At 53.5% G+C, this 15,841-nt stretch carries 17 protein-coding genes; 6 read left to right on the top strand and 11 right to left on the bottom strand.

The genetic code is table 11. The features are described 5' to 3' along the window. Nucleotides 1-26 precede the first annotated feature (26 nt). Together pstB and phoU are read left to right on the top strand one after the other, a co-directional pair. Nucleotides 27-800, top strand: coding sequence for a phosphate ABC transporter ATP-binding protein PstB (gene pstB, locus OGV94_RS23390; protein ID WP_042998747.1), 774 nt, complete (start codon nt 27-29; stop codon nt 798-800). A gap of 24 nt (nt 801-824) precedes the next feature. After that, entirely contained in the window at nt 825-1,550 is a 726-nt protein-coding gene (phoU, locus tag OGV94_RS23385) for a phosphate signaling complex protein PhoU (RefSeq protein ID WP_003023824.1), read from the top strand. A gap of 84 nt (nt 1,551-1,634) precedes the next feature. On the opposite strand, the gene yieH is transcribed toward phoU, so the two are convergent. After that, entirely contained in the window at nt 1,635-2,300 is a 666-nt protein-coding gene (yieH, locus tag OGV94_RS23380) for a 6-phosphogluconate phosphatase (protein WP_181230945.1), read from the bottom strand. 167 nt (nt 2,301-2,467) lie between these two features. Here yieH and adeP point away from each other — a divergent pair, with 167 nt between their 5' ends. Continuing rightward, the gene (gene adeP, locus OGV94_RS23375) at nt 2,468-3,805 is read left to right on the top strand and encodes an adenine permease AdeP (RefSeq protein WP_003023830.1); all 1,338 of its coding nucleotides are present in this window, start codon (nt 2,468-2,470) and stop codon (nt 3,803-3,805) included. A gap of 53 nt (nt 3,806-3,858) precedes the next feature. Here the strand turns inward: adeP and OGV94_RS23370 are convergent, their stop codons facing one another. The 10 genes from OGV94_RS23370 to OGV94_RS25250 form a co-directional block, all read right to left on the bottom strand. After that, nucleotides 3,859-4,425, bottom strand: coding sequence for an NADPH-dependent FMN reductase (locus OGV94_RS23370; protein ID WP_003827046.1), 567 nt, complete (start codon nt 4,423-4,425; stop codon nt 3,859-3,861). A gap of 30 nt (nt 4,426-4,455) precedes the next feature. Further along, nucleotides 4,456-5,205, bottom strand: a complete 750-nt coding sequence (locus tag OGV94_RS23365) for a 4'-phosphopantetheinyl transferase family protein (RefSeq protein ID WP_043018815.1) — start codon at nt 5,203-5,205, stop codon at nt 4,456-4,458. 166 nt (nt 5,206-5,371) lie between these two features. After that, nucleotides 5,372-6,331 (bottom strand): HTH-type transcriptional regulator YidZ, encoded by a 960-nt coding sequence (gene yidZ / locus OGV94_RS23360; protein WP_043018814.1) that lies wholly within the window; start codon nt 6,329-6,331, stop codon nt 5,372-5,374. Then, nucleotides 6,300-7,481: an MFS transporter gene (locus tag OGV94_RS23355; protein ID WP_286524513.1), complete on the bottom strand. Its 1,182-nt coding sequence runs from the start codon at nt 7,479-7,481 to the stop codon at nt 6,300-6,302. Before OGV94_RS23355 ends, yidZ begins: the two co-directional genes overlap by 32 nt. Nucleotides 7,482-7,634: 153 nt before the next feature. After that, the gene (gene mnmE / locus OGV94_RS23350) at nt 7,635-8,999 is read right to left on the bottom strand and encodes a tRNA uridine-5-carboxymethylaminomethyl(34) synthesis GTPase MnmE (protein WP_043018812.1); all 1,365 of its coding nucleotides are present in this window, start codon (nt 8,997-8,999) and stop codon (nt 7,635-7,637) included. Nucleotides 9,000-9,106: 107 nt separating this feature from the next. After that, nucleotides 9,107-10,753, bottom strand: coding sequence for a membrane protein insertase YidC (yidC, locus tag OGV94_RS23345; protein WP_286524512.1), 1,647 nt, complete (start codon nt 10,751-10,753; stop codon nt 9,107-9,109). Nucleotides 10,754-10,755: 2 nt separating this feature from the next. Beyond that, the gene (gene yidD / locus OGV94_RS23340) at nt 10,756-11,013 is read right to left on the bottom strand and encodes a membrane protein insertion efficiency factor YidD (protein ID WP_003023846.1); all 258 of its coding nucleotides are present in this window, start codon (nt 11,011-11,013) and stop codon (nt 10,756-10,758) included. Further along, complete coding sequence (gene rnpA, locus OGV94_RS23335) at nt 10,977-11,336, bottom strand: ribonuclease P protein component (RefSeq protein WP_003844432.1); 360 nt, start codon at nt 11,334-11,336, stop codon at nt 10,977-10,979. Before rnpA ends, yidD begins: the two co-directional genes overlap by 37 nt. Before the next feature lie 17 nt (nt 11,337-11,353). Then, entirely contained in the window at nt 11,354-11,494 is a 141-nt protein-coding gene (rpmH, locus tag OGV94_RS23330; RefSeq protein ID WP_003023858.1) for a 50S ribosomal protein L34, read from the bottom strand. Nucleotides 11,495-11,722: 228 nt separating this feature from the next. Then, nucleotides 11,723-11,803: a hypothetical protein gene (locus OGV94_RS25250; protein WP_418221920.1), complete on the bottom strand. Its 81-nt coding sequence runs from the start codon at nt 11,801-11,803 to the stop codon at nt 11,723-11,725. A 297-nt stretch (nt 11,804-12,100) separates the two neighbouring features. Here OGV94_RS25250 and dnaA point away from each other — a divergent pair, with 297 nt between their 5' ends. The 3 genes from dnaA to recF all read left to right on the top strand — a co-directional run bounded on the left by dnaA (nt 12,101) and on the right by recF (nt 15,821). Beyond that, nucleotides 12,101-13,504 (top strand): chromosomal replication initiator protein DnaA, encoded by a 1,404-nt coding sequence (gene dnaA, locus OGV94_RS23325; protein WP_043018810.1) that lies wholly within the window; start codon nt 12,101-12,103, stop codon nt 13,502-13,504. Nucleotides 13,505-13,508: 4 nt separating this feature from the next. After that, nucleotides 13,509-14,609, top strand: a complete 1,101-nt coding sequence (gene dnaN, locus OGV94_RS23320; RefSeq protein WP_005121477.1) for a DNA polymerase III subunit beta — start codon at nt 13,509-13,511, stop codon at nt 14,607-14,609. Between the two features lie 138 nt (nt 14,610-14,747). Continuing rightward, the gene (gene recF / locus OGV94_RS23315; RefSeq protein WP_003844434.1) at nt 14,748-15,821 is read left to right on the top strand and encodes a DNA replication/repair protein RecF; all 1,074 of its coding nucleotides are present in this window, start codon (nt 14,748-14,750) and stop codon (nt 15,819-15,821) included. The last annotated feature ends 20 nt before the right edge of the window (nt 15,822-15,841 follow it).

The raw sequence follows: 15,841 nt of genomic DNA, 5'->3' as shown, positions 1-15,841 counted from the left end.
CGGCGCCGGATGAGGAAGAGATTGAAATGAGTATGGTTGATACTGCCCCGGGTAAGATTCAGGTTCGTGATTTGAACTTCTACTATGGCAAATTCCATGCCCTGAAGAACATCAACCTGGATATTGCTAAAAACCAGGTAACGGCGTTTATCGGGCCGTCAGGCTGTGGTAAATCGACGCTGCTTCGTACGTTCAACAAAATGTTTGAACTGTACCCGGAACAGCGTGCGGAAGGCGAAATCCTGCTGGATGGCGACAATATTCTCACTAACACTCAGGATATCGCTCTGCTGCGTGCCAAAGTGGGCATGGTATTCCAGAAGCCGACGCCGTTCCCGATGTCCATCTACGATAACATCGCTTTTGGGGTGCGTCTGTTTGAGAAACTCTCGCGTGCGGATATGGACGAACGTGTGCAGTGGGCGTTGACCAAGGCCGCACTGTGGAACGAAACCAAAGATAAATTACACCAGAGCGGGTACTCTCTCTCCGGTGGTCAGCAGCAGCGTCTGTGTATTGCGCGCGGTATCGCCATTCGTCCGGAAGTGCTTCTGCTTGATGAGCCGTGTTCAGCGCTCGACCCTATTTCTACCGGGCGCATTGAAGAGCTGATCACAGAGCTGAAACAAGATTACACCGTCGTTATCGTAACCCACAACATGCAGCAGGCTGCGCGTTGTTCCGATCACACGGCGTTTATGTACCTGGGCGAGTTGATTGAGTTCAGCAACACGGACGATCTGTTCACCAAGCCCGCGAAGAAACAAACTGAAGATTACATTACTGGCCGCTACGGTTGATATGCCCGGGCATCTGGAGAAATGATGGACAATTTAAACCTTAACAAACATATTTCCGGCCAGTTCAATGCAGAGCTGGAAAGCATCCGTACCCAGGTGATGACCATGGGCGGCATGGTCGAGCAGCAGCTTTCTGATGCGATTACCGCCATGCATAACCAGGACAGTGAGCTGGCGAAGCGCGTCATTGAAGGCGATAAGAACGTCAACATGATGGAAGTGGCGATCGACGAAGCCTGCGTACGTATCATCGCCAAGCGTCAGCCGACCGCCAGCGATCTGCGTCTGGTGATGGCAATAATCAAAACCATTGCTGAGCTGGAACGTATTGGCGACGTGGCGGACAAAATCTGCCGCACCGCGCTGGAGAAATTCTCGCAACAGCATCAACCGCTGCTGGTAAGCCTGGAGTCACTGGGCCGCCACACCGTACAAATGCTGCATGACGTGCTGGATGCGTTTGCGCGTATGGATCTCGACGAAGCGGTACGTATTTATCGCGAAGATAAGAAAGTCGACCAGGAATATGAAGGCATCGTGCGTCAGCTGATGACCTACATGATGGAAGACCCGCGTACCATTCCAAGCGTGCTGACCGCGCTGTTCTGCGCGCGTTCTATCGAGCGTATCGGTGACCGCTGCCAGAATATCTGCGAATACATCTTCTACTTCGTGAAGGGACAGGACTTCCGTCATGTGGGCGGCGATGAGCTGGATAAGCTGCTGGCGGGCAAAGATCCGAAAGAGTGATAAAAACGCAGAAAGTAGGCCGGATAAGCGTCAGCGCCATCCGGCAATTGCCCGGTGGCGCAAGCTTACCGGGCCTACAAAAAATTACCGGGTAATATCCCAACCCCGCGCCTTCCACAATTCCGGCAACTGTGCCAGATCGGTAAACGTCGTGACTTTTGGATGATCGATCGGTTTGTTGTGCGGATCGGCGCAGAAATAGAACACTTCCATTCCCGCAGCAATCCCCGCCTGCGCGCCTGCGCTGGAATCATCGACCAGAATGCAGTTCTCAACGTTAACGTCCATCGCTTTCGCCGCATAAAACATCAGGGCCGGATCGGGCTTCCAGCGCTGAATATCGTATCCGCTGAACAGTAAATCAGGGAAATGGTGCAACATGCCCAGTTTACCCAGCGAATGCTGCATTTTGCTGACCGGACCGTTGGACACAACGCACATGGGCACCGTCATACTGTCCAGTAGCGCATTAGCGCCAGCGATCACCTCCAGTTCCGTATCGAAAAGACGTGCGACCTCAGCGCGGTAAACCGGTTCTAAATCGGCTTTTGCCAGTTCGACACCGTGCTCTTCGTTGATAATGTCGATGATCTCGTACAGCTTTACCCCTTTGAAGCGTTTGAACGTTTCTTCAAGATCGAGCGTAATGCCGAACGCCTGGAACATGCTGACATACGCGCGAGAACAAATCACTTCACTGTCGACAAGGGTACCGTCACAGTCAAAAAATACGGCTTCTATCTGGGACATGTCATTTCCGTTTTAACAAGTTTAACGTTTTCGTAATGCATTATTAGGCAACGCAATCGTTGCCGTATAAGCAAAATCAATGAAAAAAGTTGCTCATAACCCAACCCTATTGTCGCATTTTGGTATAGGATAGCGACGAATTTTCCCTCCTTGTTCGGAAATTGATAATGAGTCAACAACACACAACCCAGGCTTCTGGCCAGGGGATGCTGGAACGCGTGTTCAAACTGCGCGAACATGGCACGACGGCACGGACCGAAGTGATCGCCGGTTTAACCACCTTCCTGACGATGGTTTATATCGTTTTTGTTAACCCGCAAATTCTTGGCGTGGCTGGCATGGATACCAGCGCCGTCTTTGTTACCACCTGCCTTATTGCTGCATTTGGTAGCATCCTGATGGGGCTATTTGCCAACCTGCCGGTCGCACTTGCGCCAGCTATGGGCCTGAACGCATTCTTTGCTTTCGTGGTCGTTGGCGCCATGGGCCTGTCATGGCAGATCGGTATGGGGGCTATCTTCTGGGGTGCGGTAGGTCTGCTGCTGCTGACCATTTTCCGCGTACGTTACTGGATGATAGCCAATATCCCGGTTAGCCTGCGCGTGGGGATCACCAGCGGTATTGGTCTGTTCATCGGCATGATGGGGCTGAAAAACGCCGGCGTTATCGTGGCGAACAAAGACACCCTGGTGTCCATCGGCAACCTGACCTCCCACAGCGTACTGCTCGGCATTCTGGGCTTCTTTATCATCGCGATTCTGGCGTCACGTAATATTCATGCGGCGGTGCTGATCTCTATCATCGTGACCACGCTGCTGGGCTGGATGCTGGGCGATGTTCATTACAACGGAATCGTCTCCGCGCCGCCGAGCGTAATGTCTGTTATCGGACATGTTGATCTGGCTGGTTCGTTTAACATTGGCCTGGCGGGGGTGATTTTCTCATTCATGCTGGTCAACCTGTTCGACTCTTCCGGTACGCTGATTGGCGTTACGGATAAAGCCGGTCTGGCGGATGCGAAGGGCAAGTTCCCGCGCATGAAGCAGGCGTTGTATGTGGATAGCGTGTCGTCTGTTACCGGCGCGTTTATCGGGACGTCTTCCGTTACCGCGTATATTGAGTCTTCTTCCGGGGTTTCAGTCGGTGGACGTACCGGCCTGACAGCGGTAGTTGTTGGCTTGCTGTTCCTGCTGGTTATCTTCCTGTCGCCGCTGGCGGGAATGGTGCCGGGCTATGCTGCCGCAGGTGCGCTGATTTATGTTGGTGTGCTGATGACATCAAGCCTGTCGCGCGTGAAGTGGGATGACCTGACAGAAGCAGTTCCGGCGTTTATTACCGCCGTGATGATGCCGTTTAGCTTCTCGATTACCGAAGGTATCGCGCTGGGCTTTATTTCCTACTGTGTGATGAAAATCGGTACCGGACGTTTCCGCGATCTCAGCCCGTGCGTCATTGTTGTCGCGCTGCTGTTTGTGCTGAAGATTGTGTTTATCGACGCGCATTAATCGCTGTCTACTTGGCCATAGAAAAAGCCCGGCATATCGCCGGGCTTTTTCTTTTACGCTTTCACGCGCTGAATGTAGTCACCAAATGCGGTCAGCTGACCGGTCAGATGGTCCAGCGTACTTTGGTCGATCACTTCGCCCGTCTGCGGGTCAACTTTGTTCTGAATGACGCCGCCCATAAATTCAGGCTTGTTCATAACCATGGCGTCAAGGAACACCAGGATCTGACGCAGATGGTACTGGCAGCGCGCGCCGCCAATGGCGCCCATGGAGCTGGTCTGAATCAGCACTGGTTTGCCCGATAACGGCTGATCCGGCAGACGAGACAGCCAGTCGATAGCGTTCTTCAGTCCGCCGGGTACTGAATAGTTATATTCCGGCGTCACGATGACAACACCGTCAGCCTTCCTGATTTGCTCTGCCAGCGCTTCTACGCTTGCCGGAAAACCTTCTTCCTGCTGGAGATCGGCATCGTACAGTGGGATATCACCAATCGATGGTAACGCGTTCACTTCCATGCCCGCTGGAGCAATCTTAGGCAGCGTACGGGCAACCATTCCATTAAACGAACCTTTGCGCAGACTTCCCAGTAACGTAACAACATTCAATGTTTCAGACATGGTAACTCCTGTTTCATCATGAAGGTTAAATCAGCTAAGCGTATAGCTCTTCGCTGCGCATAATTGAGAGAATCGAATCAGACGACCCGTAGGCTCATTGGCGCGAGTCTGGATATCCGGCAAACTTTTCCAGTCCTGTTTACCATCAAACTCCCAAACCTTGAGTTTTTCAATGGTTGGCGTAACCGCAACCGACCACACCAGCACATCTTCCGCATCGCAAATGGCTTCAACCTGCGCAACGTGGGCACATTTCAGACGTCCTGCACCGGGTAAAAGCTGGAGTTCGCGCGGGTCGTCATTGCACACATCGCCGGTGAGTTTGAGTACGCTCTGGCGCAACGTAATGAGCTGCGCGCGTGCTTCGTTGGGGTCGTTTTGATTGTTGATCCACAGATTTTCGTTGCTGGAGAAGCGCCAGGTTTCCGCTGAATTCGGATTGTGAAAGCCGCGGGTAGCCCGCTGAAGCTCCAAATCCAGGCCGCACGTTCCTTCCGTCGTTAGCGCAACGCCGACGATATTCCCGGCATAAGAAATCGAAAACCCCGGCAGGTTCGTATCGCGAAAAACGGGTTTTCCTTTGGCCTGAGTAACAATCTCGGGCAGCGTGCTGGTGCCGTAAAGCATAAACATCAGTTCGGCGAGAAGACTTCGGGAAGCCAGGAAACGTGTTCGGCGATGAACGGGTAGATCTCTTGCTTCGATATGACATGGAGAAGGGAGGCGAGCTGAAACCAGGTGTCCCTCCGTAAGAATCCCTCTGGCAAAATGTGTCGCCATTTGTCGCTCCGTGAGTAATGGTCCGTGATAATTACCAGAGTAACATTTACGCGCCTTCCAGGCAGGCTTTGCTGCCCAAAAAGTAAGCTGAAATGGAATACATTACGCGATATTTACATTTCTGTTGCCAGAATAGTCGATTCAGCAACAAAGTGGCGGCGGATCGTCAGGACATATCGCGATAAAGCGCCTTGATCGTGTCTTTCAACCAGACGATCTTAGGATTATGACTGTTACGTTTATGCCAAAGAAGGGTGAAGGGTACGCGCATTTTTTCCAACTGCGCGGCATCAAAAGGCATTGGTCGCGCCACCAGCGGAAGCTGGTGGAGTTGGTTATAACGCTGGCAATAAACCGGAGCTGTGGCTATCAGCGCGTGTTCCGGCTGGGCGGCCATGAACAGCGATTGCTCAAAACCGGGCAGACATAACGCGATATTGCGCGCGCGCCCCATCTCTTGCAGGACTTCATCCAACGCCCAGGTATCGCTTTGCTCCCAGCTAATGCTGATGTGCGGATAGCGCAGAAAAGTGTCCAGATTCCACTCTTCCTGCAGTGCGGGATGATCTTCACGTAGCCAGACGCAGGGCAGATCGGAAAACAGCACTTCATGGTCGATCGACAGCGGCAATAAACTTAACAGTTCACGCGAGCGTGGATGGCTTTCACGCCCGGTAAAGCCGATATCCACTTCGCCGCGAATAATCGCATCCAGCGAATCATAGTCCCAGTTGCGAATTTTGATCGTCGCCTGAGGATAACGCTGATAAATCTGCCTGGAAAGCGCGTTGAACATGATCATCACCAGCGGCGTTTCGGCCACCAGATCAAACTTCAACCCGCGCGGCGCTTCATGATGTGGCTTATCCAGCAACTGGTTGCTCATCTGCATCCACTCTGCCAGGTTCTGTTCCATGCTGACCATCAGCGGCGTTGGCGTTAGCCCCAGCGGGGTGTTTACAAACAGCGGATCGTCAAACCAGGCCCTTAACTTCGACAACGATTTACTCACCGCCGACGGCGTGACGTTCATCCGTTTGGCGGTTTTGGTGACGCTGCGCTCCTGCATCAACAGCTGCAGGCAGAGTAATAAATTAAGATCGAGACTGCTGAGGGATTTCTTCATGAGTTGGCGCGGACCGGTTAGGTGCAACAGTGATAATCAGCATGATACTCACTATGCTACAGCCAATCAGAATCCCGATCAGCATATTCAACGCATCAAGACCGAGCACCGCCGCCAGCCAAATCCACAGCGAGGAACCGCAAACCTGCGCAATACCTAACGCCGAGCTGGCAACGCCCGCGCGCAGCGAGAACGGACCCAGTGCCTGGCTCATGGCGACACCAAAACCAACCGAGAACCCCGCGCAGATTAAAGTCAGCCCAAACAGCGTTACTGCGTGTGAGGCGGCAAGGGTTAACACCACACCTGCACACAGAAACAGCACCTGCGAAGTCAACATCAGAACGCGAGGCTTAAACACGCTCAGAGCGAATGGTGTGGAGAAAGAGACCGCCATGCTGATGCCTGCGGTCATGGCCATGGTGGTGGCGTACTCGCCGCGGTCGAAGCCCATCACTTCCATCAACAGCACCGGGGAGGTATTCACGAAGGTCAGGATCACCGACACGCTGAGGGTGGTAATAGCCAGGCGGCTTAAGAAAAAACGGTTTACCAGCGACTCTGCGCGATGATCGCTCTGTGTTGAGGTCGAGAGCGCCGCTGGACGCGATTCTCGCAGGACAAACACCGACAGCAGGCAAACGACCACCCCCATCCCGATCATCGTGTAGAACAGGCTCTGCCACGGGTATTTGAGCATGATCAGATGCCCCATCACTGGAGCCAGCACCGGCACAATACAGGTAATTCCGTTCAACAGCGACAGTACCTTCGCCCGGCGGCGATCGTCGAGCGTATCGCGCAGAATAGCGAAGGCCACCACATAGCAGCAACCTGCGCCTGTGCCCTGAATAAAGCGGCCAATAAGAAACGGCGTACCGCTTTCGGCGAATGAACACAGCGCAGAGGCGAAAATAAAGATGAGGGCGCCGACAATAGCGACGGGTTTGCGTCCTGACCGATCGGCAATTTTTCCCGCGAACAGCATCGCCGTCGCCATTCCCGCCAGATAAACCGAAAACGCGATATGCAGTTGCGCCTCGCTGGCCTGTAAATCGGCAGCAATACGGGGCAGCCCTACCAGATACATATCAATACCGGCGGGATAAAGTAACACCAGGGCGAAACTGCAGATTAGAAAGCGTGTCATAGCGACCTCATGAGGAATGTGGCGCTAAGCATACGGTCATAGAGTCAACTGCACGAGTTGCCATTTGGACAACAGTGATTTCCCTATGGGAAATTATTGTTGCCGGATGGCGGCGTAGGCCCGGCAAGCATCGCGCCACCGGGCAACACAACGTTACTTACCAATACAGAAACTGGAGAAAATCCGTCCAAGCAGATCGTCGGAGGTAAATTCCCCGGTGATCTCACTGAGGTTCTGCTGCGCCAGACGTAGCTCCTCTGCCAGCAGCTCTCCGGCCCATGCTCCGAGCAGTTGGGCTTTGCCTTGCTCAAGATGTTCCGCCGCTTCTGCCAGCGCCTGCAGGTGACGACGACGCGCCAGAAAGCCGCCTTCCATATTGGTTTCAAAGCCCATGCTCTGCTTAAGATGATTACGCAGCACGTCAACGCCTTCCCCGGTACGCGCGGAGAGGCGAACCAGTGAGTGGCCATTTACTTCGCTAAGGCCCAGCGTCTCACCGGTAATATCCGCTTTGTTACGCACTACGGTAATCGGAAGTTTAGCTGGCAGACGGGCAATAAAGTCTGGCCAGATGTCAGCCGGGTCTACGGCGTCGGTGGTGGTGCCATCAACCATAAACAGTACTCGGTCGGCCTGTTCGATTTCCTGCCAGGCACGTTCGATACCAATGCGTTCAACTTCATCGCTGGCATCACGCAGACCGGCTGTGTCGATGATATGCAGCGGCATCCCGTCGATATGAATATGCTCACGCAGCACATCGCGGGTTGTCCCGGCGATGTCGGTGACAATGGCTGCCTCACGGCCAGCCAGGGCGTTTAACAGGCTTGATTTCCCGGCGTTAGGACGCCCGGCAATCACCACCTTCATCCCTTCGCGCAGCAGGCTGCCCTGACGCGCTTCGGCACGAACGGCATCAAGATCGCTGATAACGCTGTTGAGCTGCGCTTCAATCTTGCCGTCAGACAGGAAGTCGATTTCTTCATCCGGAAAGTCGATCGCCGCTTCCACATAGATGCGCAGGTGAGTGAGCGCTTCCACAAGATGATTTACCCGTGCGGAAAATGCGCCCTGCAACGAGTTTAGCGCCGAGCGAGCCGCTTGCTCTGAGCTGGCATCGATCAGGTCGGCAATCGCCTCTGCCTGGGCTAAATCGAGCTTATCATTGATAAATGCGCGCTCGGAGAATTCACCTGGTCTGGCAATGCGCAGCCCGGGAATAGTCAGAATACGTTTGAGCAGCAGATCAAGAATCACCGGACCGCCGTGGCCCTGAAGCTCTAAAACGTCTTCGCCAGTAAAGGAGTTCGGGCCGGGGAACCACAGGGCAATCCCCTGATCCAGCGCGCTGCCATCCGCGTCTTTAAACGGCAGATAGTCGGCATAACGCGGTTTTGGCAGTTTCCCCAGTACGGTTTCTGCGACTTCACGTGCCTTCAGGCCGGAGATACGCAGGATACCCACGCCACCACGTCCCGGAGGGGTGGCCTGAGCGACGATGGTGTCGTTATGGCTCATGGTTTGTCTCTTCTTAATACAATAAAAAAGGCGGTCTAAAATGACCGCCCTTTACTTTATGTTCCGTTTGCCGGATGGCGGCTTCGCCTAATCCGGCCTACACCGAATCAGGAGTTTTTCTTCTCGCGGCTATGCAGCCCACGCTTCTCCAGACCACGGTAAATCAGCTGTTGCTGAATAATGGTTACCAGGTTGCTGACGATATAGTACAGCACCAGACCTGACGGGAACCACAGGAAGAACACGGTGAAGATGACCGGCATAAAGGTCATGATCTTCTGCTGCATCGGGTCGGTCACGGTGGTCGGAGACATCTTCTGAATGAAGAACATCGTCACGCCCATCAGGATCGGCAGGATGTAGTACGGGTCCTGTGCGGACAGGTCATGGATCCACAGCGCGAACGGCGCATGACGCAGTTCAATGGAGCCCATCAGCATGTAGTACAACGCCAGGAAGATTGGCATCTGGATGATCAGCGGGAAGCAGCCGCCCAGCGGGTTAACCTTCTCAGCTTTGTACAGGGCCATCATTTCCTGGCTCTGACGCTGTTTGTCATCGCCCAGACGCTCACGCATAGCCTGAATCTTAGGCTGCAGCATACGCATCTTCGCCATGGAGGTGTACTGCGCTTTGGTCAGCGGGTACATGATGCCACGAACGATAAAGGTGATAACGATGATGGAGAAGCCCCAGTTACCCAGGAAGCTATGGATCCACTTCAGCAGTTTAAACAGCGGCTGAGAGATGAACCACAGCCAGCCGTAATCCACGGTCAGATCCAGGTGCGGTGCAACGGCCGCCATTTTATCCTGAATTTCCGGGCCGACCCACAGGGTGCTGGTCATCGCGCCAGTCTGGCCAGGCTGAACCAGTACCGGCTGTGATTTATAGCCGATAGCGGCAATGCCGTTACCCAGATTAGCGGTGTAGAAATTGTTGGTACCGTCGTTACGCGGAACCCATGCCGTTGCGAAATACTGTTGCAACATTGCGACCCAGCCGTCTTTAGCGTTGACGTTCAGGTTTTCGTTTTCAGCAATGGTGTCGAATTTGTATTTCTCATACTTCTCATCCGGCGTGGAGTACGCCGCGCCACGGAAAGTGTGCAGCGCAAAGTTGCTGCTCCCGGTGTCGCGATGAGATGGCAGATTGATGGATTGCTTCAGCTGACCAAAGGTGGAGACTTCCAGCGGTTTTTCGCCGGCGTTCTGCACGCTGTAGTTAACGTTGACAGCATATTCACCACGCTTGAGTACAAACGTTTTAGTGAATGTGTTACCCGCTGCGTCAGTATAGGTCATCGGGATCTGCAGTTCGTTCTGACCGTCAGCCAGTACAAACGCGTCTTTTTCGACGTTGTACAGCGGACGCGGGCCGTTAGCCGGGTTATCCGGGCCGTCACGACCTGTCAGGCCACTCTGTGCCTGGTAGATGAACTGTGGCGTGGTTTCCAGTAACTGGAACGGTTCGGTAGAAGCGAGTTCTTTCGGGTAAGCTGGCAGTGAAGCCTGTTCCACATCACCACCACGGGTGTTGATGGTCAGATCAAGCACGTCAGTTTTAACCGTAATCAGTTTCCCCTGGCCACTGGCCGGTACGCCCTGGTCTGCGGCGCTACCCGCTGCGGTGGTCGTTGTCTGCGTGGTCTGTTGGGCCTGAGGTTGCGGGTTTTTATCCTGCTCCCAGGCTTGCCAGATCATGAAAGACACGAACAGCAAAGCGATGACTAAAAGATTGCGTTGCGAATCCATCGTTAGTGTTCTCTGGTATCAAATGGTCCGGGCGGGACGGGATCGTCACCACCAGGGTGTAAAGGGTGGCATTTTAATACGCGTTTCACCGTCAACCAACTGCCTTTTATCACTCCAAACCTGCGCAATGCCTCAATTCCGTAGCTCGAACAGGTTGGAGTGAAACGGCAATGCGGCCCAAGCAGCGGACTGATCAGGCGTTGATAGACCCGAATGAGGGCTATCAGGACCCGCGAGCCAGGCGACAATGGCGACGCCATAATTTTTCCAACGCTTCCGAGAGAGCACGGTTATCGAGGTCAGCAACCCCTTTTTTCGCCACCACCACGAAATCCATTGCTGGAAGCTCGTGCTGACGTAAACGGAAGCTTTCACGCGTCAGACGTTTAATCCGATTGCGTTCATGCGCACGTTTAACATTTTTCTTGGCGACTGTAAGACCGATACGGGGATGCCCCAGCGAATTCAGGCGGCCGAGGATGGTGATTTGCGGCGTGCCAGCCCGTTGTGGCTGCTGGAAGACGAATGTGAAATGAGTGGGAGTTAACAAACGTAACTCCCTGGGAAATGCGAGCTTAACCACTCAGGGGCTAGCTTTTATTACTTAGAAACGGTCAGACGAGAACGGCCTTTAGCACGACGACGTGCCAGAACCTGACGACCATTTTTATTAGCCATACGAGCACGGAAGCCGTGAGAACGGTTGCGCTTCAGTACAGACGGTTGAAAAGTGCGTTTCATGGCGATTTCTACCTAAACTTGAATAAATTCACTGACTTTTGCGTATACCCGAACGAGTTTCGAACGACTTACGCCACAGTGTGGGTGATTAAAGAGGCCGGATTGTAATAATTGTACACTCCGGAGTCAATTCTCTTTCCTTATTTCCCGCTTTTTTCCGCACGGTTTCGCGTAAAAAACAGGCAGCGTTGACGCCGTAAGGCGACCGTTACTCGCTGGGGGTAAGAATTATACGGGCTGGTGGATAAAGCGCAAGGATCGCACGGGATCTTTATTAGATCGTTTAAGCAGTAAAGCATCTTTACTCATTAATTTTTTCAATATGCGCGCTAAAACCTGCAGCACTTCTCCAGGATCGTTTACACTTAGCCGATTCTGGATCATCCTGTGGATAAATCGGGAAGAATCTGTGAGAAACAGAAGATCTCTTTCTCAGTTTACGCTATGATCCGCGGTCCCGATCGTTTCAATGGATCCTGATCGGGGAAAAATTGCAGATAGCAATTCGCACGTCACCCTTTGCATAGGGTCTTGTCGATGTGCGTCAACAATCATGAATGTTTCAGCCTTTGTCATTTATCGACTTTTGTTCGAGTGGAGTCCGCCGTGTCACTTTCGCTTTGGCAGCAGTGTCTTGCCCGATTGCAGGATGAGTTACCAGCCACAGAGTTCAGTATGTGGATACGCCCGTTGCAGGCGGAACTGAGCGATAACACGCTGGCTTTGTATGCGCCAAACCGTTTCGTGCTCGATTGGGTAAGGGATAAATACCTTAATAATATTAATGGATTACTCAATAACTTCTGTGGAGCGGATGCCCCACAGCTGCGCTTTGAAGTCGGTACTAAACCCGTCACGCAAACGCTGAAGACGCCGGTGAACAACGTTGTTGCGCCCGCTTACGTAGCGCAGCAAGTGCAACCGCAACGCGCCGCTCCGGCAGCGCGCCCAGGCTGGGATAACGTCCCGGCCCCGGCAGAACCTACCTATCGTTCTAACGTCAACGTCAAACATACGTTTGATAACTTCGTTGAAGGTAAATCTAACCAACTGGCGCGCGCGGCGGCACGTCAGGTGGCGGACAATCCTGGCGGCGCCTACAATCCGTTATTCCTTTATGGCGGTACGGGTCTGGGTAAAACTCACCTGCTGCACGCTGTCGGTAACGGCATAATGGCGCGTAAGCCAAACGCGAAAGTGGTGTATATGCACTCCGAGCGTTTTGTGCAGGATATGGTTAAAGCCCTGCAAAACAACGCGATCGAAGAGTTTAAACGCTACTACCGTTCCGTTGACGCGCTGCTGATTGACGATATCCAGTTCTTCGCGAATAAAGAACGATCGCAGGAAGAGTTTTTCCACACCTTTAACGCCCTGCTGGAAGGCAATCAGCAGATCATCCTGACCTCGGATCGCTATCCGAAGGAGATCAACGGCGTTGAAGATCGTCTGAAATCCCGCTTCGGCTGGGGACTGACTGTGGCGATCGAGCCGCCTGAGCTGGAAACGCGCGTCGCGATCCTGATGAAAAAAGCCGACGAAAACGACATTCGTCTGCCCGGGGAAGTGGCGTTCTTTATTGCCAAACGTCTACGCTCTAACGTGCGTGAACTGGAAGGCGCATTGAACCGCGTGATCGCCAACGCCAATTTTACCGGCCGGGCGATTACTATCGATTTCGTGCGTGAAGCGCTGCGCGATCTGCTGGCTTTGCAGGAAAAACTGGTCACCATCGACAATATTCAGAAGACGGTGGCGGAGTATTACAAAATCAAAATTGCGGATCTGCTTTCTAAGCGTCGATCTCGCTCGGTAGCTCGTCCGCGCCAGATGGCGATGGCGCTGGCAAAAGAGCTCACTAACCACAGTCTGCCGGAAATTGGCGACGCGTTTGGTGGGCGTGACCATACTACCGTGCTTCATGCCTGCCGCAAGATTGAGCAGTTGCGTGAAGAAAGCCATGATATTAAAGAAGATTTCTCCAATTTAATCAGAACATTATCTTCGTGACGCTATGAAATTTACCGTTGAACGTGAACATTTATTAAAACCGCTTCAGCAGGTCAGCGGCCCGCTGGGTGGACGTCCTACACTGCCTATTCTCGGAAACCTGCTGCTGCAGGTTGCTGACGGTGCGCTTTCGCTGACCGGTACCGATCTCGAAATGGAGATGGTGGCGCGCGTGGCGCTGATCCAGCCGCATGAACCTGGTGCGACCACCGTTCCGGCGCGTAAATTCTTCGATATTTGCCGCGGGTTGCCGGAAGGCGCGGAGATTGCCGTTCAACTGGAAGGCGACCGTATGCTGGTGCGTTCTGGTCGCAGCCGTTTCTCGCTGTCTACGCTGCCTGCTGCCGACTTCCCGAATCTGGACGACTGGCAGAGCGAAGTCGAATTCACCCTGCCGCAGGCTACGATGAAGCGTCTGATTGAAGCCACGCAGTTTTCGATGGCGCATCAGGACGTACGTTACTACTTAAACGGCATGCTGTTTGAAACCGAAGGGGAAGAGCTGCGTACCGTGGCGACCGACGGTCACCGCCTGGCGGTCTGTTCAATGCCTGTCGGTCAGCCGTTGCCAAGCCATTCGGTGATCGTACCGCGTAAAGGCGTGATTGAACTGATGCGTATGCTCGACGGCGGTGATAACCCGCTGCGCGTGCAGATTGGCAGCAACAACATTCGTGCGCACGTGGGTGACTTCATCTTCACTTCCAAGTTGGTTGACGGTCGGTTCCCGGATTATCGCCGCGTATTGCCGAAGAATCCGGACAAACATCTGGAAGCCGGTTGCGATATCCTCAAACAGGCATTTGCTCGTGCGGCGATCCTCTCTAACGAGAAATTCCGCGGCGTGCGTCTGTATGTCAGCGAAAACCAGCTCAAAATCACCGCCAACAACCCGGAGCAGGAAGAAGCAGAAGAAATTCTGGATGTCTCCTATCCTGGTACTGAGCTGGAAATCGGCTTTAACGTGAGCTACGTACTGGACGTTCTGAACGCGCTGAAGTGCGAGAACGTGCGTATTCTGCTGACCGATTCCGTATCGAGCGTACAGATTGAAGATGCAGCGTCACAATCTGCAGCCTATGTCGTCATGCCTATGCGCTTGTAAAGAATATCGGGCTATCTTACTTGTTATTCTGGCTCCGGGCAGTGCTCGCAATCCTCACGTACTTCAGTACGCTCCGGTTGCTGTGCGCTGGCCGTAACCAGACTAACTGCGACGATAACGCCCTGGTTATGAGTTGATATGTCGCTATCCCGACTCCTGATTAAAGATTTCCGCAATATTGAAAATGCGGATCTCGCTTTATCTCCCGGCTTTAACTTTCTGGTTGGCGCGAACGGCAGCGGCAAAACCAGCGTGCTGGAAGCCATCTATACGCTCGGCCACGGCCGGGCGTTTCGCAGTTTGCAAATTGGTCGCGTCATTCGCCACGAGCAGGAGTCGTTTGTTCTACACGGGCGTTTGCAAGGGGAAGAGCGTGAGACGTCAATTGGTCTGACGAAAGACAAACTGGGCGACAGCAAAGTGCGCATTGACGGCACTGACGGGCACAAGGTTGCAGAATTGGCGCACCTGATGCCGATGCAACTGATCACGCCAGAGGGGTTTACTTTACTCAATGGCGGCCCCAAATACAGAAGAGCATTCCTTGACTGGGGATGCTTTCACAATGAAGCCGGATTTTTCACCGCCTGGAGCAACCTGAAACGACTGCTCAAGCAGCGTAATGCGGCGCTGCGCCAGGTGAGTCGTTATGAGCAACTGCGCCCGTGGGATAAAGAACTGATCCCGCTGGCGGAACAAATCAGCACCTGGCGCGCGGAGTACAGCGCCGGTATCGCGCAGGATATGGCGGATACCTGCCAGCAGTTTCTTCCCGAGTTTTCTCTCTCCTTCTCATTCCAGCGCGGCTGGGAGAAAGAGACTGATTATGCCGAAGTGCTGGAACGCAGTTTTGAACGCGATCGCATGTTGACCTACACCGCGCACGGCCCGCATAAGGCGGATTTCCGCATTCGTGCCGACGGTGCGCCGGTGGAAGACACGTTGTCGCGTGGGCAGCTAAAGCTGCTGATGTGCGCCTTACGTCTGGCGCAAGGGGAGTTCCTGACCCGTGAAAGCGGACGGCGCTGCCTGTACCTGATAGATGATTTTGCCTCTGAACTGGATGACGCGCGTCGCGGGCTGCTGGCCAGCCGCTTAAAAGCCACGCAATCTCAGGTCTTTGTCAGCGCAATCAGCGCTGAACACGTTATAGACATGTCCGATGAAAATTCGAAGATGTTTACCGTGGAAAAGGGTAAAATAACGGATTAACCCAAGATAAAATGAGCGAG

The sequence above is a fragment of the Citrobacter sp. Ce006 genome, from assembly GCF_030336535.1.
Lineage (GTDB): Bacteria > Pseudomonadota > Gammaproteobacteria > Enterobacterales > Enterobacteriaceae > Citrobacter > Citrobacter europaeus.
Note: the sequence above shows the minus strand (reverse complement) of the source record. Positions and strands in the feature narration are given on the sequence as shown.

Coding starts and splice junctions, on each gene's coding strand:
- pstB (WP_042998747.1), top strand. CDS start 27: ATGAGTATGGTTGATACTGCCCCGGGTAAGATTCAGGTTCGTGATTTG.
- phoU (WP_003023824.1), top strand. CDS start 825: ATGGACAATTTAAACCTTAACAAACATATTTCCGGCCAGTTCAATGCA.
- yieH (WP_181230945.1), bottom strand. CDS start 2,300: ATGTCCCAGATAGAAGCCGTATTTTTTGACTGTGACGGTACCCTTGTC.
- adeP (WP_003023830.1), top strand. CDS start 2,468: ATGAGTCAACAACACACAACCCAGGCTTCTGGCCAGGGGATGCTGGAA.
- OGV94_RS23370 (WP_003827046.1), bottom strand. CDS start 4,425: ATGTCTGAAACATTGAATGTTGTTACGTTACTGGGAAGTCTGCGCAAA.
- OGV94_RS23365 (WP_043018815.1), bottom strand. CDS start 5,205: ATGGCGACACATTTTGCCAGAGGGATTCTTACGGAGGGACACCTGGTT.
- yidZ (WP_043018814.1), bottom strand. CDS start 6,331: ATGAAGAAATCCCTCAGCAGTCTCGATCTTAATTTATTACTCTGCCTG.
- OGV94_RS23355 (WP_286524513.1), bottom strand. CDS start 7,481: ATGACACGCTTTCTAATCTGCAGTTTCGCCCTGGTGTTACTTTATCCC.
- mnmE (WP_043018812.1), bottom strand. CDS start 8,999: ATGAGCCATAACGACACCATCGTCGCTCAGGCCACCCCTCCGGGACGT.
- yidC (WP_286524512.1), bottom strand. CDS start 10,753: ATGGATTCGCAACGCAATCTTTTAGTCATCGCTTTGCTGTTCGTGTCT.
- yidD (WP_003023846.1), bottom strand. CDS start 11,013: ATGGCGTCGCCATTGTCGCCTGGCTCGCGGGTCCTGATAGCCCTCATT.
- rpmH (WP_003023858.1), bottom strand. CDS start 11,494: ATGAAACGCACTTTTCAACCGTCTGTACTGAAGCGCAACCGTTCTCAC.
- OGV94_RS25250 (WP_418221920.1), bottom strand. CDS start 11,803: ATGAGTAAAGATGCTTTACTGCTTAAACGATCTAATAAAGATCCCGTG.
- dnaN (WP_005121477.1), top strand. CDS start 13,509: ATGAAATTTACCGTTGAACGTGAACATTTATTAAAACCGCTTCAGCAG.
- recF (WP_003844434.1), top strand. CDS start 14,748: ATGTCGCTATCCCGACTCCTGATTAAAGATTTCCGCAATATTGAAAAT.